23 protein-coding genes are annotated in these 23,510 nt (G+C 72.5%); 13 read left to right on the top strand and 10 right to left on the bottom strand.

Annotation, left to right across the window (positions count from 1 at the left end):
* The first annotated feature begins 25 nt into the window (after window positions 1-25).
* A complete protein-coding gene (locus tag AOA12_RS18490) occupies window positions 26-1,000 on the top strand; it encodes an ROK family protein (protein WP_054686223.1) in 975 nt (324 codons plus the stop codon).
* 77 nt (window positions 1,001-1,077) lie between these two features.
* On the opposite strand, the gene AOA12_RS18485 is transcribed toward AOA12_RS18490, so the two are convergent.
* Both AOA12_RS18485 and AOA12_RS18480 read right to left on the bottom strand, forming a co-directional pair.
* Window positions 1,078-1,257 (bottom strand): hypothetical protein, encoded by a 180-nt coding sequence (locus AOA12_RS18485; RefSeq protein ID WP_231637129.1) that lies wholly within the window; start codon window positions 1,255-1,257, stop codon window positions 1,078-1,080.
* Window positions 1,258-1,383: 126 nt separating this feature from the next.
* Complete coding sequence (locus AOA12_RS18480; RefSeq protein WP_054686219.1) at window positions 1,384-2,193, bottom strand: HAD-IIA family hydrolase; 810 nt, start codon at window positions 2,191-2,193, stop codon at window positions 1,384-1,386.
* A gap of 35 nt (window positions 2,194-2,228) precedes the next feature.
* On the opposite strand from AOA12_RS18480, the gene AOA12_RS18475 reads away from it, so the two are divergent.
* Both AOA12_RS18475 and AOA12_RS18470 read left to right on the top strand, forming a co-directional pair.
* Entirely contained in the window at window positions 2,229-3,182 is a 954-nt protein-coding gene (locus AOA12_RS18475; RefSeq protein WP_054686216.1) for an SDR family NAD(P)-dependent oxidoreductase, read from the top strand.
* Window positions 3,179-3,880 (top strand): VIT1/CCC1 transporter family protein, encoded by a 702-nt coding sequence (locus AOA12_RS18470; RefSeq protein WP_231637128.1) that lies wholly within the window; start codon window positions 3,179-3,181, stop codon window positions 3,878-3,880. Before AOA12_RS18475 ends, AOA12_RS18470 begins: the two co-directional genes overlap by 4 nt.
* A 223-nt stretch (window positions 3,881-4,103) precedes the next feature.
* Here the strand turns inward: AOA12_RS18470 and AOA12_RS18465 are convergent, their stop codons facing one another.
* The 4 genes from AOA12_RS18465 to AOA12_RS18450 are packed head-to-tail and all read right to left on the bottom strand — an operon-like array spanning window position 4,104 to window position 7,299.
* On the bottom strand, window positions 4,104-4,739 hold the full coding sequence (locus AOA12_RS18465) for a metal-dependent transcriptional regulator (RefSeq protein WP_054686214.1): 636 nt from the start codon (window positions 4,737-4,739) through the stop codon (window positions 4,104-4,106).
* Window positions 4,740-4,742: 3 nt separating this feature from the next.
* Entirely contained in the window at window positions 4,743-5,630 is an 888-nt protein-coding gene (locus AOA12_RS18460; RefSeq protein ID WP_054686212.1) for a metal ABC transporter permease, read from the bottom strand.
* Window positions 5,627-6,355 carry a metal ABC transporter ATP-binding protein gene (locus AOA12_RS18455; RefSeq protein ID WP_054686209.1) on the bottom strand — a complete coding sequence of 243 codons (729 nt, stop codon included), beginning with the start codon at window positions 6,353-6,355 and terminating at the stop codon, window positions 5,627-5,629. Before AOA12_RS18455 ends, AOA12_RS18460 begins: the two co-directional genes overlap by 4 nt.
* A complete protein-coding gene (locus tag AOA12_RS18450; RefSeq protein ID WP_054686207.1) occupies window positions 6,352-7,299 on the bottom strand; it encodes a metal ABC transporter substrate-binding protein in 948 nt (315 codons plus the stop codon). Before AOA12_RS18450 ends, AOA12_RS18455 begins: the two co-directional genes overlap by 4 nt.
* A 203-nt stretch (window positions 7,300-7,502) precedes the next feature.
* Here AOA12_RS18450 and AOA12_RS18445 point away from each other — a divergent pair, with 203 nt between their 5' ends.
* The gene (locus tag AOA12_RS18445; protein ID WP_054686205.1) at window positions 7,503-8,147 is read left to right on the top strand and encodes a TrmH family RNA methyltransferase; all 645 of its coding nucleotides are present in this window, start codon (window positions 7,503-7,505) and stop codon (window positions 8,145-8,147) included.
* A gap of 27 nt (window positions 8,148-8,174) precedes the next feature.
* On the opposite strand, the gene AOA12_RS18440 is transcribed toward AOA12_RS18445, so the two are convergent.
* Both AOA12_RS18440 and AOA12_RS18435 read right to left on the bottom strand, forming a co-directional pair.
* Entirely contained in the window at window positions 8,175-8,399 is a 225-nt protein-coding gene (locus AOA12_RS18440) for a hypothetical protein (RefSeq protein WP_082406543.1), read from the bottom strand.
* 120 nt (window positions 8,400-8,519) lie between these two features.
* The gene (locus AOA12_RS18435; protein ID WP_054686201.1) at window positions 8,520-9,215 is read right to left on the bottom strand and encodes a pyridoxamine 5'-phosphate oxidase family protein; all 696 of its coding nucleotides are present in this window, start codon (window positions 9,213-9,215) and stop codon (window positions 8,520-8,522) included.
* 57 nt (window positions 9,216-9,272) lie between these two features.
* Between AOA12_RS18435 and pdxR the strand changes: the two genes are divergently transcribed.
* Window positions 9,273-10,766: a MocR-like pyridoxine biosynthesis transcription factor PdxR gene (pdxR, locus tag AOA12_RS18430; protein WP_054686199.1), complete on the top strand. Its 1,494-nt coding sequence runs from the start codon at window positions 9,273-9,275 to the stop codon at window positions 10,764-10,766.
* 6 nt (window positions 10,767-10,772) lie between these two features.
* Here the strand turns inward: pdxR and AOA12_RS18425 are convergent, their stop codons facing one another.
* Entirely contained in the window at window positions 10,773-12,089 is a 1,317-nt protein-coding gene (locus AOA12_RS18425) for an MATE family efflux transporter (protein ID WP_054686197.1), read from the bottom strand.
* Window positions 12,090-12,224: 135 nt separating this feature from the next.
* On the opposite strand from AOA12_RS18425, the gene AOA12_RS18420 reads away from it, so the two are divergent.
* From AOA12_RS18420 to AOA12_RS18395, 6 genes are all read left to right on the top strand, one after another.
* A complete protein-coding gene (locus tag AOA12_RS18420) occupies window positions 12,225-14,024 on the top strand; it encodes a lipase family protein (protein WP_054686195.1) in 1,800 nt (599 codons plus the stop codon).
* 499 nt (window positions 14,025-14,523) lie between these two features.
* Window positions 14,524-15,237, top strand: coding sequence for a hypothetical protein (locus AOA12_RS18415; RefSeq protein WP_156366580.1), 714 nt, complete (start codon window positions 14,524-14,526; stop codon window positions 15,235-15,237).
* Window positions 15,230-16,438 carry a hypothetical protein gene (locus AOA12_RS18410; protein WP_156366579.1) on the top strand — a complete coding sequence of 403 codons (1,209 nt, stop codon included), beginning with the start codon at window positions 15,230-15,232 and terminating at the stop codon, window positions 16,436-16,438. Before AOA12_RS18415 ends, AOA12_RS18410 begins: the two co-directional genes overlap by 8 nt.
* Window positions 16,435-18,330, top strand: a complete 1,896-nt coding sequence (locus AOA12_RS18405) for an ABC transporter ATP-binding protein/permease (RefSeq protein ID WP_054686187.1) — start codon at window positions 16,435-16,437, stop codon at window positions 18,328-18,330. The genes AOA12_RS18410 and AOA12_RS18405 overlap by 4 nt, the downstream gene beginning before the upstream one ends.
* A gap of 68 nt (window positions 18,331-18,398) precedes the next feature.
* A complete protein-coding gene (locus tag AOA12_RS18400) occupies window positions 18,399-20,369 on the top strand; it encodes a M13 family metallopeptidase (protein WP_054686184.1) in 1,971 nt (656 codons plus the stop codon).
* A complete protein-coding gene (locus AOA12_RS18395) occupies window positions 20,369-21,313 on the top strand; it encodes a serine hydrolase (RefSeq protein ID WP_054686181.1) in 945 nt (314 codons plus the stop codon). The genes AOA12_RS18400 and AOA12_RS18395 overlap by 1 nt, the downstream gene beginning before the upstream one ends.
* Before the next feature lie 502 nt (window positions 21,314-21,815).
* Here the strand turns inward: AOA12_RS18395 and purU are convergent.
* Window positions 21,816-22,694, bottom strand: a complete 879-nt coding sequence (purU, locus tag AOA12_RS18390; RefSeq protein ID WP_054686178.1) for a formyltetrahydrofolate deformylase — start codon at window positions 22,692-22,694, stop codon at window positions 21,816-21,818.
* Between the two features lie 88 nt (window positions 22,695-22,782).
* Between purU and AOA12_RS18385 the strand changes: the two genes are divergently transcribed.
* Together AOA12_RS18385 and AOA12_RS18380 are read left to right on the top strand one after the other, a co-directional pair.
* Complete coding sequence (locus AOA12_RS18385) at window positions 22,783-23,073, top strand: type II toxin-antitoxin system VapB family antitoxin (RefSeq protein WP_054686172.1); 291 nt, start codon at window positions 22,783-22,785, stop codon at window positions 23,071-23,073.
* On the top strand, window positions 23,070-23,474 hold the full coding sequence (locus tag AOA12_RS18380; protein WP_054686168.1) for a type II toxin-antitoxin system VapC family toxin: 405 nt from the start codon (window positions 23,070-23,072) through the stop codon (window positions 23,472-23,474). The genes AOA12_RS18385 and AOA12_RS18380 overlap by 4 nt, the downstream gene beginning before the upstream one ends.
* Window positions 23,475-23,510 lie beyond the last annotated feature (36 nt).

Here is a 23,510-nt window from a genome sequence, read left to right as displayed (position 1 = left end):
GCCCGTGCCGCGGGATGATGGGGGCATGACGAGCGTCGCGATCGCGGTGGATCTGGGCGGGACCAAGCTGGAGACGGCGCTGGTCACGCACGAGGGCGCGGTGCTGCCCGGCTCGCGCGAGCGCCGGCCGACGGGTCCCGGCATCACGCCCGACGGGCTGCGCGCGGCGCTGACCGATGCGATCGGCGGCACGCTCCGCGCCCTCCCCGCCGGAACGCACGTGCGGGGCGTCGGCGTCGGCAGCCCCGGGCCGTTCGACGGCGCAGCGGGCACGATCCGGCCGGTCAACATGCCCGGGCTGCACGGGCTCGACCTGCATCGTGCGGTCGGCGAGGCCGTGACCGGTCTGCATCGTGCCGTCGGCGAGACCGTGGCCGGCCGGGGGGCCGCGGGCGCCGCCCCGGCCGTGGCGGTCGGGCACGACGCCGGATGCCTCGCGCTCGCCGAGTCGTGGCTCGGCGCCGCGCGCACCGCGCGGGCCTCGCTGTCGATCGTCGTCTCGACCGGCATCGGCGGCGGATACGTCGTCGACGGGCGGCTCGTCGAGGGCGCCTCGGGCAACGCGGGACACATCGGGCAGCTGCGCGCCGGCGGGATGCCGCCCGGCGAGGCGCACGCGGCCGACCCGGCGCCGACGCTCGAGGAGGTCGCCTCCGGCCCCGCGAGCGTCGCGTGGGCGCGGGCGCAGGGATGGAGCGGCGCCGACGGCGTGGCGCTGGGCCGGGCCGCCGCGGTCGGCGACGCCGTCGCGCGCGCCGCGATCGAGCGCTCCGCCGTCGCGGTCGGCGCCGCCCTCGCCGACGCCTGCGTGCTGCTGGACGTCGAGGTCGTCGCGATCGGCGGCGGGTTCTCGCGCGTCACGCCCGACTACGTCGACCGCGTGGGCGCATCGCTGCGCGCGCACGCCGCCCTCGACTTCGTGCGTCGGGTGCGCGTCGTGCCCACCGCCCTCGGCGACGACGGCCCGCTCATCGGCGCCGGACGCCTCGTCGCGCCCTGACCCGTCACGCCCTGACCCGTCGCGCCCTGGGCGCACCGGCATCCGTCGCGCGCGGATCCGGCATCCGCCGGCGACCGCTACGCGAACATGGGGAGCTGGGAGGCCAGCGCGAGCAGCAGCCCCACGAACGTCAGGATGACGAGCGAGCGGCCGTTCGGCAGGGGCGTGCCCTGCGGCGCGTCGCGGCGGCCGCGCACGAACAGCACGAGCACGAGCAGCAGGATCGCGAGCGCCGAGAGCACGAGCACGAGCGACATCAGTCGTCGTCCCCGCGGCCTCGGCCCCGCACGTACTGCACGACGAACACGACGAGCGTCGTGACGAGCATGAGCGTGACCGCGGCGAACAGCAGGTTCTGTTCGAACTCGTTCATACGCACCCCCTCACAGCAGCTCGGGAAACTCCGACATCTCCGGCTCGTCGCTCAGCAGGTCGGCGACCGAGTCGAGGATCTCGTCGGGACGGAACGGATAGCGGGCCACCTCGGCGTCGTCCGAGATGCCGGTGCGCACCAGCACCGTGTGCAGACCGGCCTCGATGCCGGCGATGATGTCGGTGTCCATGCGGTCGCCGATCATGCCGGTGTTCTCGGAGTGCGCGCCGATGCGGTTCATCGCCGAGCGGAACATCATCGGGTTCGGCTTGCCGACCACGTAGGGCTGCTTGCCCGTGGCGTGCGTGATGAGCGCCGCGAACGAGCCCGTCGCGGGCACGACGCCCGCGGGGGTGGGCCCCGTGGCATCCGGGTTCGTGATGATGAACCGCGCGCCCGCGTCGATGAAGCGGATGGCCTGCGTGATCGCCTCGAACGAGTACTGCCGCGTCTCGCCCACGACGACGTAGTCGGGCTGCGTCTCGGTCATGATGTACCCGGCCTCGTGCAGCGCGGTCGTGAGGCCCGCCTCGCCGATCACGAAGGCGGTGCCGCCCGGCTGCTGCGACCGCAGGAACTCGGCGGTCGCGAGCGCCGACGTCCAGATGCGCTCCTCGGGCACGTCGAGCCCCGACCGCGCGAGCCGGGCGCTGAGGTCGCGCGGCGTGAAGATCGGGTTGTTCGTTAGCACGAGAAAGGGGATGCCGGCATCCCTCCACTGCGCGAGCAGGGCGGCCGCCCCGGGCACGGGGCGGTTGTCGTGGACGAGGACCCCGTCCATGTCGGTGAGCCAGCACTCGATGTCGGCGCGTGTCCGCATGGCCCCAGCCTAGCCTCCGGGCATAGTCTCGATACGTGGGCGACACTGACGGGAATCCACAGGCGCTCCCCGACCTGAGCGGCCGGAGATACCTGGTGACCGGATCGAACGCCGGTCTGGGCTTCTTCGCCTGCCTGCAGCTCGCCGAGGCGGGCGCCCACGTCATCATGACCGCCCGCAACCCGCATCGCCTGTCGGCGGCGCGCGCCGCGATCGCCCGGCAGGTCCCGGATGCCAGCACCGAGCCGCTCATCCTCGACACGAGCAATCTCGGGTCGGTGCGCGCCGCGGCCGCGACCGCGCGCGGACGGCGCAGCCTGCACGGCGTGCTGCTCAACGCGGGGCTCGTGCACCCGCCGCGGCAGCGCGAGGTGACGCCGCAGGGGCACGAGCTCGTCTTCGCGACGAGCGCGCTCGGACACTACGCGCTCGCGGGCGAGCTGCTGCTGTCGCTGGCCGCCGCCCGCGGACGCATGGTGTGGCTCGGGTCGCTCTCGATGACGCTCACGCCGATGCAGGTGACCGACCCCGAGCTGACCGAGGGCTACACGCCGTGGCGGGCCTACGTGCAGTCGAAGATCGCGACCGCGGCGCTCGGCTTCGAGGCCGACCGGCGGCTGCGCGAGGCGAGCGTGCCGGTCGCGAGCGTCGTCGCGCATCCGGGGTACTCGATCGGCGGGCGCACGCGCGGCATCGCGGGCGTCAACACGCCGAGCCGCGCGAAGCGCTTCGTCGACAATCTGCTCACGCCCGTGTCGCAGTCGAAGGAGCGCGGCGCGTGGCCGCTCGTGCGGGCGCTCGTCGACCCCGACGTCGAGGGCGGCGAGTACTGGGGACCGTCGTACGTCGTGCGGGGCGCGCCGCGACGGGCGCGGGTGCCGCGCGCGGCGCTCGATCTCGAGCAGGCCGCCCGGCTGTGGGAGTACTGCGAGCGCGCGACGGGCACGGAGTGGCCGTACCTCAAGGCGCGCAAGGGCCGGCGGCGGTGATCCGCCCGGCGGCGGCGTGGCAGCGGCTGCGCGGCGCTCTGGGCGATGCCGGGCGCCTGCGCAGCTGGAGCATCGACGCGAACGACGGCATCATCGCCACGGCGGGCCTGCTGCAGGGCTTCGGCGGCGCGGGCGCGGGCGACCGGCTGCTGCTGCTCGCGGCATCCGCGGCGACGCTCGCGGGCGGGCTGTCGATCGGCGGGGCGAAGTGGGCCGAGGCGGCGGCCGAGCGCGAGGCGCAGCTGCTGCTGGTCGAGCAGGAGCGGGCGGAGCTGGAGGCCGACCTGGTCGGCGAGATCGACGAGCTCGCGGCGCACTGGGAGGCCCGCGGCCTGCGGCCCGAGACCGCGCGGCAGGTCGCCGAGGAGCTCACGGCGCACGACGCGCTCGCCGCGCAGCTGGAGGCCGAGCACGGCATCGACGAGATCATGGATGCCGCGGCGCCCGCGTGGGAGGGCGTCTCGGCGGCGATCGCGTTCATGCTCGGCGCGATGATCCCGCTGCTGATCACGTGGTTCGTCCCCGTGCAGATCGAGACGCCCGTGATCGTCGTCGCCGTCGTGGTCTCGCTGGCCGTGACCTCGCTCGTCGCCGCCCGCGCGGGACACCTCAACCTGCGCCGCGCCCTGCTGCGCACCCTCACCGTCGGCATCGGCACCATGGCCGTCAGCTACATCGCCGGCCTCGTCCTGTTCTGATGTCCTGACCCACCGCGCGCCTTCACCCCGAGACGGTGGGTTTCTCGCCGAGACGGTGGGTTGTACGCCGAGATGGTGCGTTCTGCGCCGAGATGGTGCGTTGTGCGCCGAGATGGTGGGTTCTGCGTCGAGACGGTGGGCACCATGTCGCCGAGAAACCCACCATCTCGGCGAGAAGGGCACCATCTCGGCATCCGGGGGAAACCCGGGGCGAGGGGGCGGGCTAGGCGGTGAGCCAGATGGCGGTGGCGGCGCCGGGGGGGAGGGGGACGGGGCGGTCGTGGACGTGGACCTCGGCGGGGGAGACCACCGTGAGCGGATGCCCGACGTCGATGCCGCTCTCCTCCAGGGCGCGCAGCAGCGCGGGGTCGCGGTCGGAGACGCGCAGCACGCGGCCGCGGTGCCCCGGGGCGGCGTCCGCGAGCAGCACGAACGGCTCGCGGCGCACGGCGCCGTCGGCATCCGGGATCGCGTCGCCGTGCGGGTCGAACGGCGGATGCCCCAGCCGCTCGTCGATGCCCGCGAGCAGACGGTCGCTGATGGCGTGCTCGAGCACCTCGGCCTCGTCGTGCACCTCGTCCCACTGGTAGCCGAACTCCTGCACGAGCCACGTCTCGATGAGCCGGTGCCGGCGGATGATCGCCGCCGCCCGCTGCTCGCCGGCCGCCGTGAGCACGACGGGACCATAGGGGCGGTGCGACACGAGCCCCTGCGCCGCGAGCTTCTGCACCATCTCGGTCACCGTCGACGGGGCGAGCCCCAGCTCCCCGGCCAGCTGCGACGGCGTGATCGGCGCGGTCTGCCACTCGGTGTGGTGGTAGATCGTCTTGAGGTAGTCGTCGATCGCGGGGGAGGGCACGCTTCAGGCTAACCCGCGGGCCGCCTCTCGCACACGGCGGGCTCGAGAGCGACGGAAGAGCAGGCCCCGGTGCGGCGACACGAGCGCGACGACCGCGAACACGATGCCGAGCACGAGCACGACCGTCGCGCCCGACGCGGTGTCGGCCCAGTAGCTCACGTAGATGCCCACGGTCGCCGACGCCGCGGAGAGCAGCGGCGCGATCAGCAGCATCCGCCCGAAGCGATCGGTCAGCAGCTGCGCCGTCGCACCCGGGATGATCAGCATCGCGACGACGAGGATCACGCCGACCACCTGCAGCGTCACGACCGCCGTGAGGGCGAGCAGCCCGAGCAGCAGCGCGCCGAGGAGCCGCGGCGACAGGCCGATCGCGAACGCGTGCGTCGGGTCGAAGGCGTAGAGGGTGAGGTCGCGGCGCTTGACGACGAGGATCGCGAACGCGACGGCCGCCAGGATGCCGATCTGCACGAGATCTGCCGCCTGCACGCCCAGCACGTTGCCGAACACGATGTGGCTCAGGTCGGTCTGGCTCGGCGTCACCGAGATGAGCACGAGCCCGAGGGCGAAGAGCGTCGTGAAGACGATGCCGATCGCGGCATCCTCCTTCACGCGCGTCGTGTCGCGGATGAGCCCGATGAGCACGACCGCGGCGATGCCGAACACCACGGCGCCGAGCGCGAACGGGGCGCCCACGATGTAGGCGAGCACGACGCCGGGCAGCACGGCGTGCGAGACGGCGTCGCCCATGAGCGACCAGCCGATGAGCACGAGCCAGCACGACAGCAGGGCGCAGACGACGGCGGCGATCACCGTCGTGACGAGCGCGCGCACCATGAAGTCGTACTGCAGCGGGCCGAGCAGCACGTCGAGCAGCACGTCGACCGGGCTCATGCGGCATCCCCCTCGAGGTCGTCCATGCCGAACGCGCGCGCGAGGTTCTCGGGCCGCAGCGCCTCGTCGACCGCCCCCTGGAACAGCGTGCGGCGCAGCAGCAGCACGGCGCCGTCGGCGAGCGCGGGCAGCGCGTGCAGGTCGTGCGTCGAGACGAGCAGCGTGCGCCCCGCGGCGGCCAGCTCGCGCAGCACGCGCACGATCATCGCCTCCGACCGCTTGTCGACGCCCGCGAACGGCTCGTCGAGCAGCAGCACGTCGGCCTCCTGCGCGATGCCGCGCGCGACGAACGCGCGCTTGCGCTGTCCGCCCGAGAGGCGCCCGATCTGGCGGTCGGCGAGGTCGGTGAGGTCCACGCGCGCGAGGGCCGCGTCGACGGCGGCCCGGTCGGCCGCCGACGCGCGCCGCAGCGGGCCCTGCCGGCCGTAGCGGCCCATCGCGACCACGTCGCGCACCGAGACGGGGAAGGTCACGTCGATGTCCTCGCTCTGCGGCACGTAGCCGATCGTGCCGCGGCGCCGTGCCGCGGCGGGCCGGTGCCCGTCGACGAGCACCTCGCCGCGCTGCGGCTGCACGAGGCCGATGATCGTCTTGAACAGCGTCGACTTGCCCGAGCCGTTCATGCCGATCAGGCCGGTGACCTGGCCCGCGGGCACCGTGAGCGTCACGTCGTCGAGGGCGCGCACCTCGCCGTAGTCGACCGTGACCCCGCGCACCTCGATCATCGCGCCCTGCTCCCGGTGAGCCCGTCGATGATCGTCTGCGCGTTGTGCTGCACGAGGTCGAGGTAGGTCGGCACGGGCCCGCCGGCCTCCGACAGCGAGTCGACGTACAGGATGCCGCCGAACGCGGCATCCGTCGCGGCGACGACCTGCTGCATCGGGCGGTCGGAGACGGTCGACTCGCAGAACACGGCCGGCACGTCGTGGGTCGTCACGAATTCGATGGTCGCGGCGATCTGCTGCGGCGTGGCCTGCTGCTCGGCGTTGACGGGCCAGATGAACGCCTCGGTCAGGCCCGCGTCCCGCGCGAGGTACGAGAACGCGCCCTCGCAGGTCACGAGCGCGCGCTCGTTCTCGGGGAGCGTGCCGAGCTCGGCGACCAGGGCGTCGTGCGCCTCCTGCAGCCGGGCCTTGTACTCCGCGCCGTTGGCCGCGAAGTCGGCGGCGTGCGCGGGGTCGAGGTCGCTGAAGGCCGTGACGATGTTGTCCACGTAGCGCTGCACGTTGATCGGGCTCATCCACGCATGCGGATTGGGCTTTCCGGCGTAGGCGTCGCCCGTGATGTCGATCGTCGCGACGCCCTCGCTGACGACGGCGTGCGGGGCGTCGGTCGATGCGACGAACTGCGCGAACCACGCCTCGAGCCCCAGGCCGTTGTCGAGGATGAGGTCGGCATCCGTCGCCCGGCGGATGTCGCTGGGCGTGGGCTCGTAGCCGTGGATCTCGGCGCCGGGCTTGGTGATCGACTCGACCGTCAGGTGGTCGCCCGCGACGTTCTGTGCGATGTCCTGCAGCACCGTGAACGTGGTGAGCACGAGCGGCCGCTCGTCGCCGGTCGCGGCGGACGTCGGGGCGCCGGGGGCGCCGCCGGTGTCGGCGCATGCCGGGGCGAGGGCCAGCAGGGAGATCAGGGCGGCGACGGCCGCTGCACGGCGGAATTTCGGCATGCCGAAATCATAGCGATTTTTCGGTGAGCCGAAAAGTTGTGGGACGGGCGTGTTCTGTCGGTCGTTCGGCCGGCTGTGCTGTGCCCCGTTCGGCCGGCTGTGCTGTGCACGATTCAGGAAGAACGGGCGCCGAGGGGCCGTTCCGGGCAGGATGGCGCGGGATCTCCTGAATTGTGAACGGTATGCCCGGGTAGCCTGGCCGGGTGGAGACGCACGCCGAGGCCGAGCCGCCGGCCGATCCCGAGCTGGAGGTCGGCGTCGGTCCGTGGCCCGGCGGCCCGGGCGCGTGGCCCGACGATGCGCGGTACGACCCCGACCTGCTCGCGCACGGCGACCGCCGCAACGTCGTGGACCGCTACCGGTACTGGACGATGGATGCCATCGTCGCCGACCTCGACACGCGGCGCCACGGCTTCCACGTCGCGATCGAGAACTGGCAGCACGACCTCAACATCGGCGCGATCGTGCGCAGCGCCAACGCGTTCCTCGCCGCCGAGGTGCACATCGTCGGGAAGCGCCGCTGGAACCGCCGCGGCGCGATGGTGACCGACCGCTACCAGCACGTGCGCCACCACGACACCGTCGCGTCCCTCGTCGCGTGGGCGCGGACGGCGGGCATCCCGATCCTGGCGATCGACAACGTCGAGGGCTCGGTGCCGGTGGAGCGCGCCGAGCTGCCGGAGCGCTGCGTCATGCTCTTCGGCCAGGAGGGCCCCGGCCTCTCCTCCGAGGCGCTCGAGGCGGCGGATGCCGTGATCGAGATCACCCAGTACGGCTCGACGCGTTCCATCAATGCGAGCGCGGCGGCCGCGATCGTCATGCACGAGTGGTGCCGCCGCTGGGCGTAGCGGCCCCGGCGCAGGAATGGTGCGGGGTCAGCCGCGGTCGATGCCGAAGGTGTGCCTGACGAGGGCCTGCACATCGCGATCGAGGTTGTCGAGGCGGGTGTCGACCTTCTCGGAGAGCGCATCGATCTTCGTGTCGAGCCGTCCGATCTCGGCGCGCACCACGCGCACGAACATCGTGGACACGACGGTGAGCATGCCGAACACGAGCGTCGTGAACACGGCGATGAGCGTCCACACCTGGGGTTCCGTCATGGTCAGCACTCCCTCATTGTCACAGGCATGTGGCGATCGTGCCAGGGGAGGGGGCGGCAGGGGCGGCGGAACGAGCGATCGGTGGAGAGAATCGCGAGGTGCTGCGTTGGGGACGAGGACTCACGCCCCCGCGATCAGCGCGGCGAGCCGGGCGCGGCGCGCGGCGGCGCGGGTGTCGAGGGCATCGGCCAGCGCGGAGACCGACGCGGCGACGGGCCCTGCGGCATCCGCCTCGGCGATCGGCGCCCCGGCGCGCACCGCGAGCGGCAGCACGCCCGTCCAGCCGTCGGCGGCCGTCCCGCCGGTGCCCGCGAACCGCACCTTCACGCTCGCCCGGTCGAGCGGCAGCGCGAGCACCTGCGTCGCCCGCACCTCCCTGCGGGTCATCTCGCGCACCTCGGCGCGCCGGCCCGGCATGAGGTGGTCGGAGATCTGCCACAGCGCCTCGTCGCGTCGCTCGTCGGGCACCGGGACGGCGCGTCCGAACACCATCGCGCTGCGGTAGTTCGCCGACGAGTCGAAGGTCGAGTCGGCGAACACGATGCCGTCGAGGTGGGTCACCGTCGCCGACACGACGAGCCCGTCGGCGGCATCCCGCATCGCGCCGGCGCCCGTGGAGCCGTGCAGCAGCATCGTGGGGCCGTCGCCCAGGTCGCCGATGCCGTAGAGGAACGGCAGCACGATCGGCAGCCCGTCGCGCACGAAGCCGACGTGCGCGACGCAGCCCTCCGCGAGGATCTCGCGCAGCACGGCGGGATCGTGCGACTGGCGGTCGCGCTTGCGGGTGAGGGTCAGGCGGGGTGCGGATGCGGTCATGCCACGACGATAGGCTCGCAACTGGGCCAGTGCATGGTCCAGAAGGGACGGTATGCAATGGGCCAGTCGACGGACGCCGTGCCGACGCCGTCCCCGCCGGCATCCCCGCCTGCGCCGCGCTCGAAGACGGCCGAGGTGGTGCAGCGCATCCGCAGGCTCATCCACGACGGCACGCTGCGCCTCGGCGACCCGCTGCCGTCCACGCGTGCGCTCGCCGCCGAGTGGGGCGTCGCGCGCGGCACGGTCACCGCCGCCTACGAGCAGCTCGACGGCGAGGGGTATCTGCGCACGCGCCAGGGCGCCGTGACGCGCGTGGCGGCGGTCGTGCACGTCGGGCCGGACGCCGCAGACGCGCGCGGCGGGGCCGGTGCGCCGGCATCCGCGCAGGGCGCCCGTCCGACCCCGGCGGATGCCGTCGCCGCCCGCCTCGCGATCGACGCGACGCCGGGGCATCCGGCGATCGCCGCGATCTCCGCCGCCGACATGCGCGCCGCGTGGCGGGCCGCGCTCGGCGCGCCCGTGCGGGCCGCGACGACGCCCCCGGAGGGCACGGCGGAGCTGCGCGAGCAGGTCGCCGCGCAGCTCGCGCTCAGCCGCGGGTTCGCGCCGGGCGCGGAGCGCGTCATCGTGTGCGCCGGCACGGGCGACGCGCTCTCGCTCGTCGTCGACGCGCTGCGGAGCCGGGCGGGGCGCGCGCCGCGCATCGTCGTCGAGGACCCCGGCTACATCGGCGGGCGCCGGGCGTTGACCGGATCGGGCGCCGAGCTCGTCCCCGTCGCCGTGGACGAGGAGGGGCTCGACCTCGGTGCGCTGTCGCGCGTGCGGGGCGCGGATGCCGTGATGGTCACGCCCACGCACCAGTATCCGCTCGGGTCGGTCATGCCGGTCGCGCGCCGGCGTGCGCTGCTGGAGGGGGCGGCGCGCGCGGGCGTCGTCGTGATCGAGGACGACTACGACAGCGAGCTCCGCCACCGCGGGTCGCCCGTGCCGGCGCTCGCGGCCCTCGACGCCGAGGGCGTCGTCGTGCACGCCGGCGGGTTCTCGAAGATCCTCGACCCGCGGCTGCGCTGCGCGTATCTCGCGATCCCGCCCGGGCCCGTGGGCGAGGCCCTGCGGGCGGCCCGCGAGGCCCGCGGCCCCGTCGTCGCCGAGCCCGTGCAGCTCGCGCTCGCGCACCTGCTGCGCACCGGCGCCCTGCGGCGGCACGTGGGCCGGGCGCGACGCGACTACGCGCACAAGCGCGACCGCATCGCCGCGCGCGCCGAGCGGCTCGCGGCCGCGGGCGTGCGCGCCGCCGCGCTCCAGGGCGGGCTGCACGTCGTGCTCACGTGGCCGCCGGCGCTCGTCGTGGCCGCCGACGTCGTCGCACGGCTCGCCGGCCGCGGCATCCGGGTCGCCGACCTGTCGCGCTACGCGGCGACGCCGCGCACGGCCGCCGCGCTCAACGGGGTCGTCGTCGGCTACGGCGACATCACGCCGACGCAGGTCGACGCCGTGTTCGACGCCCTGGAAGAGCTGCTGGGCGTGCCGTCAGGACCGCTGCCGGGATGACGCCGCTCACGCCACCTGGCGCAGCCAGTCGGGGCGGCGCACGCGCCACAGCAGCGTCGCGGCGCGGGCGAGCATGAACAGGCCGAAGAAGCACGCCGAGAGCCAGACGAGGCCCGTCGCGCCGGTCGGATGCAGCACCGCGACGAGCACGAGCGCCGGGACGTAGGGCACGAGCGTGAGACCGCCCGCGACCGCGAGGTATCTGGCATCCCCCGCGCCCATCAGCACGCCGTCGAGCACGAAGACGACGCCGCACAGCGGCTGCGCCACGGCGAGCACGAGGAGCGCCGGCCGGAGGAGCGCGGCGATCGCGGGATCGCCCGTGAAGAGGATGCCGATGACGCCCGACGCGGCCGCGATGAGGCCGCCGACGAGCACGCCGAACCAGAACCCCCACGCGACGGTGCGCCCGAGCACGCGGCGCACGTAGGGCTCGTCCTCGGCGCCGAGCCCCTTGCCGATGAGCGCCTGCGCGGCGATCGCGAGGGCGTCGAGGGCGAACGCCGCGATCGAGAAGATCGTGAACGCGATCTGCCAGCCCGCCGCCTCCTCGGTGCCGAGGCCCACGGCGACGCCGACCGTCGCGAGCAGGCCGGCGCGCAGCGAGAGCGTGCGCAGGAACATCCAGCCGCCCATGCGCGCCGAGCCGCGCATGCCGCCCGCCTGCGGGCGCAGGGATGCCGCGTAGCGGCGCGCGAGGCGGCCGATGACGAGCGCGTAGGCGCCGACCATCGCCCATTGCGCCACGACCGTGCCGGCGGCCGAGCCGGCGATGCCCCAGCCGAACCCGTAGATGAACAGCCAGTTCAGCAGGGCGTTGGCGGCGAAGCCCGCGCCGGCGATCCAGAGCGGCGTCACGGTGTCCTGCATGCCGCGCAGCAGGCCCGTCGCGGCGAAGACGATGAGCATGGCGGGCAGGCCCCACATCGACAGGCTCAGGTAGATCTCCGCCTCGCGGGCGACCTCGGGGGCCGCGCCGAACGCCGCGACGATCGCGGGCGTGAAGAAGGCGCCGAGGGTGGCGAGGATCGCGCCGAGCGCGAGGGCCAGCCACAGCCCGTCGATGCCCGCGCTCACCGCGCTCGTGCGGTCGCCCGCGCCGAAGCGCCGGGCGACGGCGGGCGTCGTGGAGTAGGCGAGGAACACCATGAGGCCGACGATCGTCTGCAGCACGGCGCTCGCGATGCCGAGCCCCGCGAGCGGCGCGACGCCGAGGTGCCCGACCAGTGCGGCGTCCACCGCGAGGAACAGGGGCTCCGCGACGAGCGCGCCCAGCGCCGGCACCGCCAGCCGCAGGATGTCGCGGTTGAGGCTGCTCGGCATGCCTACGACCCTACGCGCCCCCGCCGACACGCCCCGCGCCGGCGGGTCCTGCCCCGCGCGATGGGACACGCGAAGGATGCCGGGCCGGGGGCGATGGCGTGAACGTAGGGTGGAGAGCCCCGGAGGAGGTGCAGCATGGTGATGCCGTGGCAGCGCGTGCTCATGCGCCTGTACCGCGGCATGCCCACGTGGCTGCGCGTCGTGCTCGCCGTCGCCTCGGTCGCGCTCGGCGCCGTGATCGTCATACGCCCCACGACGGCGCTCGACGTGCTGGCGCTGCTGATGGGCGGCGCGATGGTGCTCACCGGCATCCTCGAGCCCGCCGAGCGGGTGTCGAGCTCGCGGCGCGAGCCGTTGCGCCTGCTGCTGAGCGCCCTGTGGATCGCGGGCGGCCTGTTCGTGCTCATCTCGCCCGCCCTGACGGTGCGGCTCGTCGCGGCGCTCGTCGGCGGCCTGCTGCTGCTCAACGGCTTTCTCGGGCTGCTCGGCGTCTTCCGCGAGGACAGCCCGTGGGACCGCCGCATCGCCGACGCCGCGTTCAGCCTGTCGGGCCTGCTCTTCGGCGCGCTCGCGCTCACGTGGCCCGACATCACGCTGCTCGTCGTGGCGGTCGTCTTCGGGGCGTGGCTCATCATGCGCGGCGTGGCCGACCTGTGGACGATCGTGCGCGCGCGAAGGGATGCCGCCTCCTCCGCGCGCTTTGCGCCGGTGCGCCGCTGGGGGCGCACGGTCGTCGCCCTCGGCGCGGTCGCGCTCGCCGTGGCGACGGTCGGGCTCACGGCGCCGCTGCGCGAGGGCTCGCCCGTCGTCGACGAGTTCTACGCGGCGCCGCGCGACGTGCCCGATGAGCCGGGGCGCCTGGTGCGCGCCGAGGAGTTCACCCGCGACGTGCCCGCCGATGCGCGCGGCTGGCGCATCCTCTACACGACGACGGGGATGGATGGCGGGGTGCGCGTCGCGAGCGGCCTCGTGGTCGTTCCCGCGGAGGGCGACGGCGACTGGCCCGTCGTCGACTGGAACCACGGCACGACGGGCTTCGCCGAGCACTGCGCGCCGTCGCTGCAGGTGAAGCCGTTCTGGTCGGGCGCGATGTTCGTGCTGCGCGAGGTCATCGCCAACGGCTGGGCGCTCGTGGCCACCGACTACATCGGCCTCGGCACGGAGGGCCCGCATCCGTACCTCATCGGCCCGCCGAGCGCCTACGCGTCGCTGGATGCCGTGCGCGCGGCGCGCGAGCTCGACGACGCCGACCTGAGCACGAAGACCGTCGTCTGGGGCCATTCTCAGGGCGGTGGCGCCGCGCTGTGGACGGGCGCGCTCGCCCGCGAGTATGCGCCCGACGTGTTCGTGCGCGGGGTCGCCGCGCTCGCACCGGCCGCCGATCCCGCGGCGCTCGTGGGCCGCATGCGCGAGATCACGGGCGGGAGCATCTTCGCGGCGTTCGCTTTCGCCTCGTACGAGGCGGTCTACTCCGACGTGCGCTACCGCGACTACATCCGTCCCGGCGTCGAGACGATCGTGCGCGCGATGGCCGACCGCTGCCTGTCCGATCCGGGAACGGTGCTGTCGGTCGTCGCCGACCTCGGCTCGCAGAGCGACCCGCAGATCTTCGCGCGGCCGCCGACGTCGGGCCCGCTCGGCCAGCACTTGAGCGACAACCGTCCGCCCGAGCGCGGCCTCTCCCCGGTGCTCGTCATGCAGGGCGGCCGCGACTCGGTCATCACCCCGGCGACGCAGCAGCGGCTCGTCGGCCGGATGTGCGAGGCCGGGATGCGTGTCGACTACCGCCTGTACGAGGGCTACGAGCACGTGGAGCTGGTCGAGCTGCGCCGCGAGCGCCCCGTCGCCGACCTGCTGGAGTGGACCGCCGCGCGCTTCGAGGGCCGGCTCGTGCCGCGCGGCTGCGCCGAGCAGGTGCTCGAGCGCGAGGGGTGAGCCGCCAGGTCTGCGCCGGCCTGCGCGATGACCGGCATCGTCCTGCGGCATCACGCGCACGTCGGCGATGGAGGGTTGACAGGCATTCGCGCGGGATGCAACATGGATATGGCACCGAGCGAAACGTGCCGACAAGAGAAGTACTGATGCCGGGGGGCATGATGGGCATGGTGTTCGGGAAGTTCCAGCGCGGCATCTCTGCGTCGCCGGCGACATCGGTTGTGCCGGCAGGGCTCGTCATCGGAGTGGCGGCGCCTTACTGCGCGGCAGCGAGCAGTTGCAAGCCGAACCGGTTCTGCACCTTCTGGTGAACCGTACGCGCCGTCGGCACTCGGTCGGGTGGGTGACAGCAGCGGCAGTCGTCCTTCTGGCGGGTTGCAGCGATGCCCCGGCGAGTCCGCCGCCGAGTCTCCCCTCCGTCGACATCTCGGGGTACTCCGACGTCTCGGCGGAGTTGAGATGGGACGAGTCCCGCTTCGTCTTCCCGCTGGACCGCTACATGATGACCGATGCCGATCTCGATCGGATCGACCGCGCGTTCAACGCTCAGGTGGAACAGTGCGTGGAGGAGAAGGGCTACGACTTCTGGCATAGCGACGTTCCGCCATCCGAGTATCTCATCCCCGTTGATCGCCGCTACGGGATCTGGGACCTCGCCGCTGCCTCAGCGGATGGCTACGAATTGCCCGCGCGCTTCCTGTCCCTGCGAGAGAAGATGGATGATGAGGCCGAGAAGGCCTATGCGAACCGCAGTGAAGCGCAGGATCGGGCCGAGATCGAATGTCTTCGCTCAGTCGAGCAGCTTCCCGTGATCCAGCGGGGGGTTCTCCCCGATGTCGGCGACGACCGCTCTCTCTATTTGCCCGCGGAGCTCGACGGACAGGCCTATTTCCTCGCATTGGAGGACCCGAGGGCGAAAGACGCGTTCGCTGCCTGGGCGGCTTGTCTTGAGGACAACGGTCTGACGCGCGGGGAGGGTCCTGAACAACTCGGCCCTGCCGACATCCCCGACGAACTGGAGGCGCAGATCCGAGTGGCGGTGATCGACGTGACGTGCAAGCGGGAGACGAGGTTCATCGAGAGGCTGAGCTCGCTGGAGGCGCAGTACCAGGCCGCGTTGATCGACCAGAACCAGGCGGCGCTGGACGCCTCGGTGCAGAAGCAGGCGGAGATATTGAGGCGGGCAGACGAGATCATCGCGACGCATGGCTGAAGGACGCATGGACCGAAGAGGGGTCGTGCGGCTGCCGTGGGTGGTCCGCCCGTGGATGCTTGCAGCGTTCGCCGCGATCGTCGTCCTGATCGGGGCGATCGGCTTCGTCGTGGGCGCTGCGCTTCCGCGGTCGGCGGCCGTCGAGGGGCTCGGCGACGACGAGCCCGCGCTCGTGACCGCAGCAGTCGAGTCACGCGCCATCGTGGATCGCACCGTGGTGCAGGGGAAGGTCACTGCCGGTGACACGCTCGAGATCGGACATGCGGCACGTGAGGGCGCCGACGTCGTGCCGTATGTCACGTCGGTGGGGGTGACGGCGGGCCAGCCGTTGCAGAACGGGTCCTTCGTGCTGGCCGTGGCGGGACGGCCGATGATCGCCCTCCGCGTGGACGCACCGCTGTATCGCTCGCTCCGGGTGGGCGACGAGGGCGCCGACGTGCGCGCGTTCGAGGCGGCACTGGCTGCGGCGGGCGGCACGGACTTCGACGTCGACGAGCGTCTCACCTGGTACACGATGGGGGCCGCCGAGCAGTTGTGGGAGAGCCACGGCTACACGCTCCCCACCGAGACGGTGACACCGGCATCCGATCCCGAGACGGGCGCCGCCGGCGCCGTCGAGACGCCGCCGGCGGGTTCCGTCGAGCAGCGCTACATCAATGTGCACGAGATCGTCCAGCTGTTCACCGACACGACCACCGTCATGAACGTCGCGGCGGTGGGGTCGCTCGCATCCTCGGAGCCGCCGCTCGTCGTGCTGCGCACGGCGCCGTCCACCGTCACCGTCCGCATCACGGTGCTCGAAGAGCAGGCGTTCCCGGTCGGGGCCGAGGTGACGCTGTCCACCTCGGGAGAGGGCGACGAGGTCGCCGTCGTCTCGGCCGTGGGAGAGTTCACCGCCGGAGGAGGCGAGGTGCCGCCCGGGCGCGATGTGACGATACCGTTGCCCGGAAGCTGGGCGGATCTGCCGGACGGCACCGTGGTGCGCGTCTCCGTGGGCGAGGAGAGCGAGCCGGTGCTCGCGATCCCGCTGACCGCCATCCGATCCGCCGACTCCGACCCGTACGTCGTCGTCGAGGACGTGTCGGGTCATGCGCCAGGTGATCGACTGGCCGTCGTCGTGGTCGAGACGGCCGGCGGCTGGGCGCAGATCGACGAGTCCTCCGGCTTGGCCCCTGGGGACACGATCCGGCTGAGCCCGTGAGCGGCGCGCTCATCGAGCTTCGCGGCGTCACCCGCCGGTACTCCCAGGGTCAGGACACCGCGCTCGACGGCATCGACCTCACGATCGATCGCGGCGAGTTCGTCGCGATCGTCGGACAGTCCGGCGCGGGAAAGTCGACGCTCCTCAACGTCCTCGGCCTGCTCGACCTCGCCGACGGCGGCGAGTACGTCATCGACGGCATCGACACCCGTGAACTGGGGGAGGAGCAACGTGACCGGCTGCGCGCGCAGGTGTTCGGCTTCGTCTTCCAGGACTCGTTCGTGCTCCCCGGCGAATCCGTCTCACGCAACGTCGCGCTGCCGCTCAGGATGCGCGGGGCGAGCCCTCCCGTCCAGGTCGAGTCGGTGACCCGCGCCCTCGACCGGTTCGACATGCTTCACACCGCCGACCAGACGGCCGGAACCCTCTCCGGCGGCGAGCGCCAGCGGGTCGCCTTCGCGCGAGCGGTCGCGGGCGACCCGCTCGTGGTCCTCGCGGACGAGCCCACCGGAAACCTCGACTCCCGCAACACCGCCCGGGTGATGGACCATCTCGCGCACCTCAACGCCGACGGCACCACGGTCGTGATCGTGACGCACTCCGCTGAGGTCGCTCGGGCCGCCCGTCGTACCGTGACGATCAGCGACGGCCGCATCGAGAGCGACGTCGTCACCGGCCCTCGGCGGCGACCTCCCGCACGCCGGGACGGCGGACTCGCCGCGCCGTCGCGACCGCGGCGATCCGGATGGCGGATCGGCGACGCGCTCAGCGCACTGCTGCTCTCGCCGCTGCGCACCCTCACGATGCTCGCCGCGTTCGTCATCGCCATCGCGGGTCTCGTGACCGCCGTCAACATGAGCGCCACGGCCGCGGACCAGATCTCAGAGAAGCTCAGCGCCGCCGCGCTCGACGAGGTGACCATCCTGCTGAACGATCCCGACGGTCGTGCGGAGGAGCTCGAGTCGGTGCGCGGCATCGACGGCGTCGTGTCCGCCGGCACCAAGGTCCTCGTTGCGGGGACGGACTCCCAACCGCACCGGACCGTAGGAACCCGTACGGTCTCCGCCGATTCCCCCGTGGTCGCGATCGACCGGGGCTTCCTCGCCGTCGGCGGCGTCACGACATCACCTACCCATGCGGCGGAGCTCATCGACGCCGAAGACGGCACGCCCGTCGCGATCCTCGGCCACGGCGCCGCCGAGAAGCTGGGCATCGCGAACGACCGCGTGGGTGACACGATCGTCCTCGCCGGCCAAGAGGTGCTCGTCGCCGGCTTCATCCGATCCGCCGAGCGCGACGCAGCGCTCCCGCACACGATCCTCGTCTCCCTCGCCGACTTCACCGTTCCCCGCGGGAGCGACAGCAGGATCGTCATCCGGACCGCACCAGGACTGCCCGCGAAGGTCGCCGAAGCCCTCCCCCTCGCCCTCGATCCCGTCCAGCCCGGCAACGTCATCGTGCAGACGGTCGCCGACCTCCGCCGGCTCACCACGGGCGTGAACGCCGACCTCGCCGTGAACGTCCTCGTCATCTCCTCCGTGCTCCTGGTGCTGGTCTGCCTGACCAGCTCGGTCTCGATGTTCCTGACCGTGCTGTCCCGCACCCGCGAGATCGCCCTCAGACGCGCCGTCGGGGCCACCCGGTCAGACATCCGCTTCCTCTTCCTCCTCGAAGGATCGCTCCTCGGCCTCGCGGGAGGGATCGCCGGACTCGCCGTCGGGATCGCCGCGACCACCACGCTCAGCATGACGCTGGGATGGGTGCCCACCTTCGACCTCGGCGGGGCTCTGGTCGCCGTGGCCGCCGGCACGCTCGCAGGAGCGCTCTCCGCCGTGCTCCCCGCGATTCGCGCCGCGCGACTCGAACCGGCCCTTGCGCTGCGCGGCACGTAGCGGGGCGCGGCGTGTTCGATGCATGCCGGGAGCACGGAGTGCGTGACGGCGGACGTAGGGTGGATGCCATGACCGACGCCCCCCGTTCCGGCATCGCGCTCGACGAGCTCAGCGCAGACATCCGGCCCCAAGACGACCTGTTCCGCCACGTCAACGGCGCGTGGCTCGACCGCACCGAGATCCCCGACGACAAGGCGCGCTGGGGATCGTTCCACCTGCTCGCCGAGCAGGCGGAGAAGGACGTGCGGGCGATCGTCGAGCAGTCGCAGGCCGCGGAGCCGGGCACCGAGGCGCGCAAGATCGGCGACCTGTTCACGAGCTTCATGGACACCGAGCGCATCGCCGCGCTCGGCAGCGCACCGCTGGAGCCGCTGCTCGAGCGGGTCGCCGCGATCGACGGCATCCCGTCGTTCCTGCGCACCGTCGGCGAGCTGGAGCGCATCGGCGTGGGCAGCCCGATCGGCGTGTACATCGAGCCCGATCCGGGCGACCCGCAGCGCTACGTCGCGTTCTTCGTGCAGAGCGGCCTGTCGCTGCCCGACGAGAGCTACTACCGGCTGGAGAACTTCGAGGGCACGCGTGCCGCGTTCCGCGGCTACGTGCAGACGATGCTCGAGCTCGCGGGCATCGACGACGCGGCGGCGCGCGCCGATCGCGTCGTCGCGCTGGAGCACGACCTCGCCGCGCACCACTGGGACAACGTGCGCTGCCGCGACGCGGTCGCCACCTACAACCTGATGACGTGGGACGAGCTGCGCGGCCTCGCGGGCGTCGACCTCGACCCCTGGCGCGAGGCCGTCGCGCCGGGCCGCGACGACGGCTTCGCGGAGGTCAACGTGAACCAGCCGAGCTTCTTCGAGGGGCTCGGCGCGCTGCTCGGCGAGGAACGGCTCGACGACTGGCGGGCATGGCTGCAGCTGCGGGTCGTGCGGGCGCACGCCGCCTACCTGCCCGACGCGTTCGTCGACGCGAACTTCGCGTTCTACGGCACCGAGCTGACCGGCGTCCCCGTCAACCGCGAGCGCTGGAAGCGCGGCGTGAGCCTCGTCGAGGGCGCCCTGGGCGAGGCCGTCGGCCGCGTCTACGTCGAGCGGCACTTCCCGCCGCAGGCGAAGGTCGAGATGGACACGCTCGTCGCGAACCTCATCGAGGCCTACCGTCAGTCGATCTCGCAGCTCGACTGGATGACGGAGGCCACCCGCGAGCGCGCGCTGGAGAAGCTCGCGGCGTTCACCCCGAAGGTCGGCTATCCGGCCGTCTGGAAGGACTACGCGACGCTCGAGATCGTCGCCGACGACCTCATCGGCAACGTGCACCGCGTGAACGCGTGGGAGCACGACCGGCAGATCGCCAAGCTCGGCGGGCCGATCGACCGCGACGAGTGGTACATGACGCCGCAGACGGTCAACGCCTACTACAACCCCCTGATGAACGAGATCGTGTTCCCCGCGGCGATCCTGCAGCCCCCGTTCTTCGACCTCGAGCGCGACGCGGCGGCCGACTACGGCGGCATCGGCGCGGTCATCGGGCACGAGATCGGCCACGGCTTCGACGACCAGGGCAGCGCGTTCGACGGCACGGGCGCCCTGCGCGACTGGTGGACCGACGACGACCGCGCGGCGTTCACGCAGCGCACGGTCGCGCTCATCGAGCAGTACAACGCGCTCGTGCCGCAGGGCCTCGGCGAGGAGCACACCGTCAACGGGGCGCTCACGATCGGCGAGAACATCGGCGACCTGGGCGGACTCGGCATCGCGATCAAGGCGTACCGTCTCTCGCTGGGCCCCGACGGTGGAGACGGCCCCGTGATCGACGGGCTCACCGGCATCCAGCGCCTGCTGCTCAGCTGGGCGCAGGTGTGGCAGCAGAAGAGCCGGGATGCCGAGACGATCCGCCTGCTCACGATCGACCCGCACTCGCCGAACGAGTTCCGCTGCAACCAGGTCGTGCGCAACCTCGACGAGTTCTACGCGTCGTTCGGCGTCACGTCGGACGACGCGCTGTGGCTCGCACCCGAGGACCGTGTCACCATTTGGTGATGACCTCGCGATCGACGCGCCGCTCGCGGTCGGGGCGCGCCGCGCCGCCGAGCGTGGGCGCGACCCGGCGCGCCGCGCCGCCGGGCGGCCGCGCCGAGCGACGTCGCGCCGCTGAGCGCAGCACGTTCGACGACACGATGCGGGCGCTCGACGGGCTCGCCTGCGCGGGCGCCCTCGTGTCGCTGCGCGTCATCGACCTCGACCGCGGCACGGAGGTCGTGGCGGGCGACGATCACGTCGTGATGCCCATCGGCGGCCTCGGCACCGTCGCGGTGCTGATCGAGACCGCCGCGGCGCTCGACGAGGGCCGTCTGGATGCGGAGGAGCTGATCGACCGGTCGACGATCGAGCCCGTGTCGGTCGGCGGCGTCTGGCATCGTCTCGCGGCGCCGTCGCTGTCGATCGCCGACCTCGCGGTGCTCGCGGCGGCGATGGGCGACGCCACCGCGTCGAACGCGCTGCTCGACCGCGTGGGCCAGGGCGCCGTGCGCGAGCGGCTGACGTCGCTCGGGATGCGGGACCTCGCCGTGCTCGACCGGTTCCGCGACGCGCGCGGCCCCGACGACGCGCCGCACGAGGCGCTGGGGACGACGCGCGAGCTCGCCGACCTGTTCCGGTCGCTGCTGAACGCGCGGGTCGTGTCGCCCGCGGTGAGCGCGCAGGTCGCGGAGTGGCTGAGCCTCGGGCAGGACCTCTCGCTCGTCGCCGCCGCGACGGGCCTCGACCCCGCGGCGCACGACGACGACCGCTATCAGCTGCTGTTCGTCAACAAGACCGGCCGCGCCGACGGCGTGCGCGCCGAGGCGGGAGCGCTCGGCGGACCGCGCGCGAGCGTCGCCTACGCCCTCGCCGTGTGCTTCGACGACCTGTCGATCGTGCACCGCGTGCGCGTGCACGACGCCTTCCACACCCTCGGCGTCGACCTCATGGAGTTCGTGCACTGAGGGGGATACATCCCCGCTGGTTGAGTAGCGCGCGCAGCGCGCGTATCGAAACCCGTCTCGCGGTCCGATACGCGGGTCTCCGTTGGTCGGTGCGGCGGTCCGTGGGAGGGGTCTCGATACGCTCGCGGCTTCGCCGCGAGCACTCGACCAGCGGTATGGGCGGCGCGCCGCGAGCGACCCCACCCAGGGCGTGTAGCCCCGCCGGGGGATACATCCCTGCTGGTTGAGTAGCGCGCGCAGCGCGCGTATCGAAACCCGTCTCGCGGTCCGATACGCGGGTCTCCGTTGGTCGGTGCGGTGGTCCGTGGGAGGGGTCTCGATACGCTCGCGGCTTCGCCGCGAGCACTCGACCAGCGGGGTGGGTGGCTTCGCCGGGGGTGTTGTGCCCGGTGGGGTGGGGGCGTGTCTTCCCGCTGGTTGAGTAGCGCGCGCAGCGCGCGTATCGAAACCCGTCTCACGGCCCGCCGCGCTGGTCTCCCCGTCTCACGGCCCGATACGCGGGTCAGAACACGATCGTGTGGTTGCCGTGGCGGATGACGCGGTCCTGGGCGTGCCAGAGCACGGCGCGCGAGAGCACCTGGCGCTCGACGTCGGCGCCGCGGCGGGCGAGCTCGGCGGAAGAGTCGGCGTGCGTGACGCGCACGGTGTCCTGCTCGATGATGGGGCCCTCGTCGAGGTCGGTCGTGACGTAGTGGCTCGTCGCGCCGATGAGCTTGACGCCGCGCTCCTTGGCCTTCTTGTACGGCTCGGCGCCGATGAACGCGGGCAGGAACGAGTGGTGGATGTTGATGACGGGCACGCCCAGCTTCTGCAGGAAGTCGCCCGAGAGGATCTGCATGTAGCGGGCGAGCACGACGAAGTCGACGTTGCCGACGAGCAGCTTGAGGATCTCGGCCTCCGAGGTCGACTTGTCGGGCCCGGGCACCGAGGGCACGTGGAAGAAGGGCACGCCGAGCGCCCGCACGTCCTCGGCGGCGGCGGTGTGGTTGGAGACGACCATCGGGATCGTCACAGGCAGATCGCCGCGGCGGTGGCGCCAGAGCAGGTCGAGCAGGCAATGGTCCTGCTTCGACGCGAGGATCGCCATGCGCTTGGGCACCGACTGGTCGGTGAGCGACCACTCCAGCTCGAACGGCGCGAGCGCGCGCACGATCTCCTCCTCGATCTGCGGCCGGTCGGCGGCGAAGTCGGGGCGGTGGAACACGACGCGCTGGAAGTACGCGCCCCCCGTCGGGTCGTCGGAGTACTGGTCGAACGCGACGATGTTGCCGCCGATGCGCGTGATCGTCGCGGAGACGGCGGCGATGATGCCCGGCGTGTCCTTGCCGTGCACGATGAGGCAGGCATGGGCGGGCAGGAGGTGCGGGTTGTGCACGGTCATGCGTCAATTCTGCCGTGCCGGCGCGGATGCCACAGTATCGGTGGGTAGACGTCTACCCGTGTCGGAGGTGGAAAGGTAGAATGCCGGTATGAGCCTCAACATCAAGAACGAGCGGACCCACGCGCTCGTGCGCGAGCTCGCGGCGCTCACGGGGATGAGCCAGACGAGCGCCGTGGAGGATGCCGTCCGCCGGCGGCTGGAAGAGCTGCGGGGTGCGAAGCCCGCTGTGCCGCGATACTCCGATGAAGAGATCGCACGCCGGCGTGCGGCGGTCACCCGCATCATCGACGAGTTCCATGCGGAGACGACGCAGGAACAGCGAGACGCGATGCGCGACCACGGTGACTGGCTGTACGACGAGATGGGTCTGCCGAAGTGATCGTCGACACTTCCGCGCTCGTCGCAATGATCCAACGCGAAGACGGTGCCGATGTGATCGAGGAATGCATGCTCGCGCATCCTTCGAGGATGTCGGCGGCAACGCTCGTGGAGACGCGAGTCGTCGTCAACGGCCGAACCGGTGCCGCGGGGCTTCTGCGGCTTGCGGCGCTTCTGCGCAGACTGGGCACCGAGGTGGTGCCCTTCGACGAGGCCCAGGCGGATGTGGCCGGGGAGGCCTACAGGGACTACGGCCGCGGCTCCGGCCACCCCGCCCGCCTGAACCTGGGCGACACCTACAGCTACGCCCTCGCATACGTCAACGACGAGCCGCTGCTCTACGTCGGCGACGACTTCGCGCGCACCGACATCCGTTCGGCGCTGGAGGAGTACGCGCCGTAGCGGCGGCACGCTCATCGCGGCTCGCACCCGGACGAG

The sequence above is a fragment of the Microbacterium sp. No. 7 genome (assembly GCF_001314225.1).
GTDB lineage: Bacteria > Actinomycetota > Actinomycetes > Actinomycetales > Microbacteriaceae > Microbacterium.
This window is presented reverse-complemented; position numbering and strand designations above follow the sequence as displayed.

Excerpts from the sequence above, each read along its gene's own strand:
- AOA12_RS18450 (WP_054686207.1), bottom strand. The coding sequence starts at position 7,299 with ATGCCGAAATTCCGCCGTGCAGCGGCCGTCGCCGCCCTGATCTCCCTG.
- AOA12_RS18455 (WP_054686209.1), bottom strand. The coding sequence starts at position 6,355 with ATGATCGAGGTGCGCGGGGTCACGGTCGACTACGGCGAGGTGCGCGCC.
- AOA12_RS18400 (WP_054686184.1), top strand. The coding sequence starts at position 18,399 with ATGACCGACGCCCCCCGTTCCGGCATCGCGCTCGACGAGCTCAGCGCA.
- AOA12_RS18460 (WP_054686212.1), bottom strand. The coding sequence starts at position 5,630 with ATGAGCCCGGTCGACGTGCTGCTCGACGTGCTGCTCGGCCCGCTGCAG.
- purU (WP_054686178.1), bottom strand. The coding sequence starts at position 22,694 with ATGACCGTGCACAACCCGCACCTCCTGCCCGCCCATGCCTGCCTCATC.
- AOA12_RS18420 (WP_054686195.1), top strand. The coding sequence starts at position 12,225 with ATGGTGATGCCGTGGCAGCGCGTGCTCATGCGCCTGTACCGCGGCATG.
- AOA12_RS18425 (WP_054686197.1), bottom strand. The coding sequence starts at position 12,089 with ATGCCGAGCAGCCTCAACCGCGACATCCTGCGGCTGGCGGTGCCGGCG.
- AOA12_RS18480 (WP_054686219.1), bottom strand. The coding sequence starts at position 2,193 with ATGCGGACACGCGCCGACATCGAGTGCTGGCTCACCGACATGGACGGG.
- AOA12_RS18485 (WP_231637129.1), bottom strand. The coding sequence starts at position 1,257 with ATGTCGCTCGTGCTCGTGCTCTCGGCGCTCGCGATCCTGCTGCTCGTG.
- AOA12_RS18415 (WP_156366580.1), top strand. The coding sequence starts at position 14,524 with ATGATGACCGATGCCGATCTCGATCGGATCGACCGCGCGTTCAACGCT.
- AOA12_RS18395 (WP_054686181.1), top strand. The coding sequence starts at position 20,369 with ATGACCTCGCGATCGACGCGCCGCTCGCGGTCGGGGCGCGCCGCGCCG.
- AOA12_RS18410 (WP_156366579.1), top strand. The coding sequence starts at position 15,230 with ATGGCTGAAGGACGCATGGACCGAAGAGGGGTCGTGCGGCTGCCGTGG.
- pdxR (WP_054686199.1), top strand. The coding sequence starts at position 9,273 with ATGGGCCAGTCGACGGACGCCGTGCCGACGCCGTCCCCGCCGGCATCC.
- AOA12_RS18435 (WP_054686201.1), bottom strand. The coding sequence starts at position 9,215 with ATGACCGCATCCGCACCCCGCCTGACCCTCACCCGCAAGCGCGACCGC.
- AOA12_RS18490 (WP_054686223.1), top strand. The coding sequence starts at position 26 with ATGACGAGCGTCGCGATCGCGGTGGATCTGGGCGGGACCAAGCTGGAG.
- AOA12_RS18385 (WP_054686172.1), top strand. The coding sequence starts at position 22,783 with ATGAGCCTCAACATCAAGAACGAGCGGACCCACGCGCTCGTGCGCGAG.
- AOA12_RS18440 (WP_082406543.1), bottom strand. The coding sequence starts at position 8,399 with ATGACGGAACCCCAGGTGTGGACGCTCATCGCCGTGTTCACGACGCTC.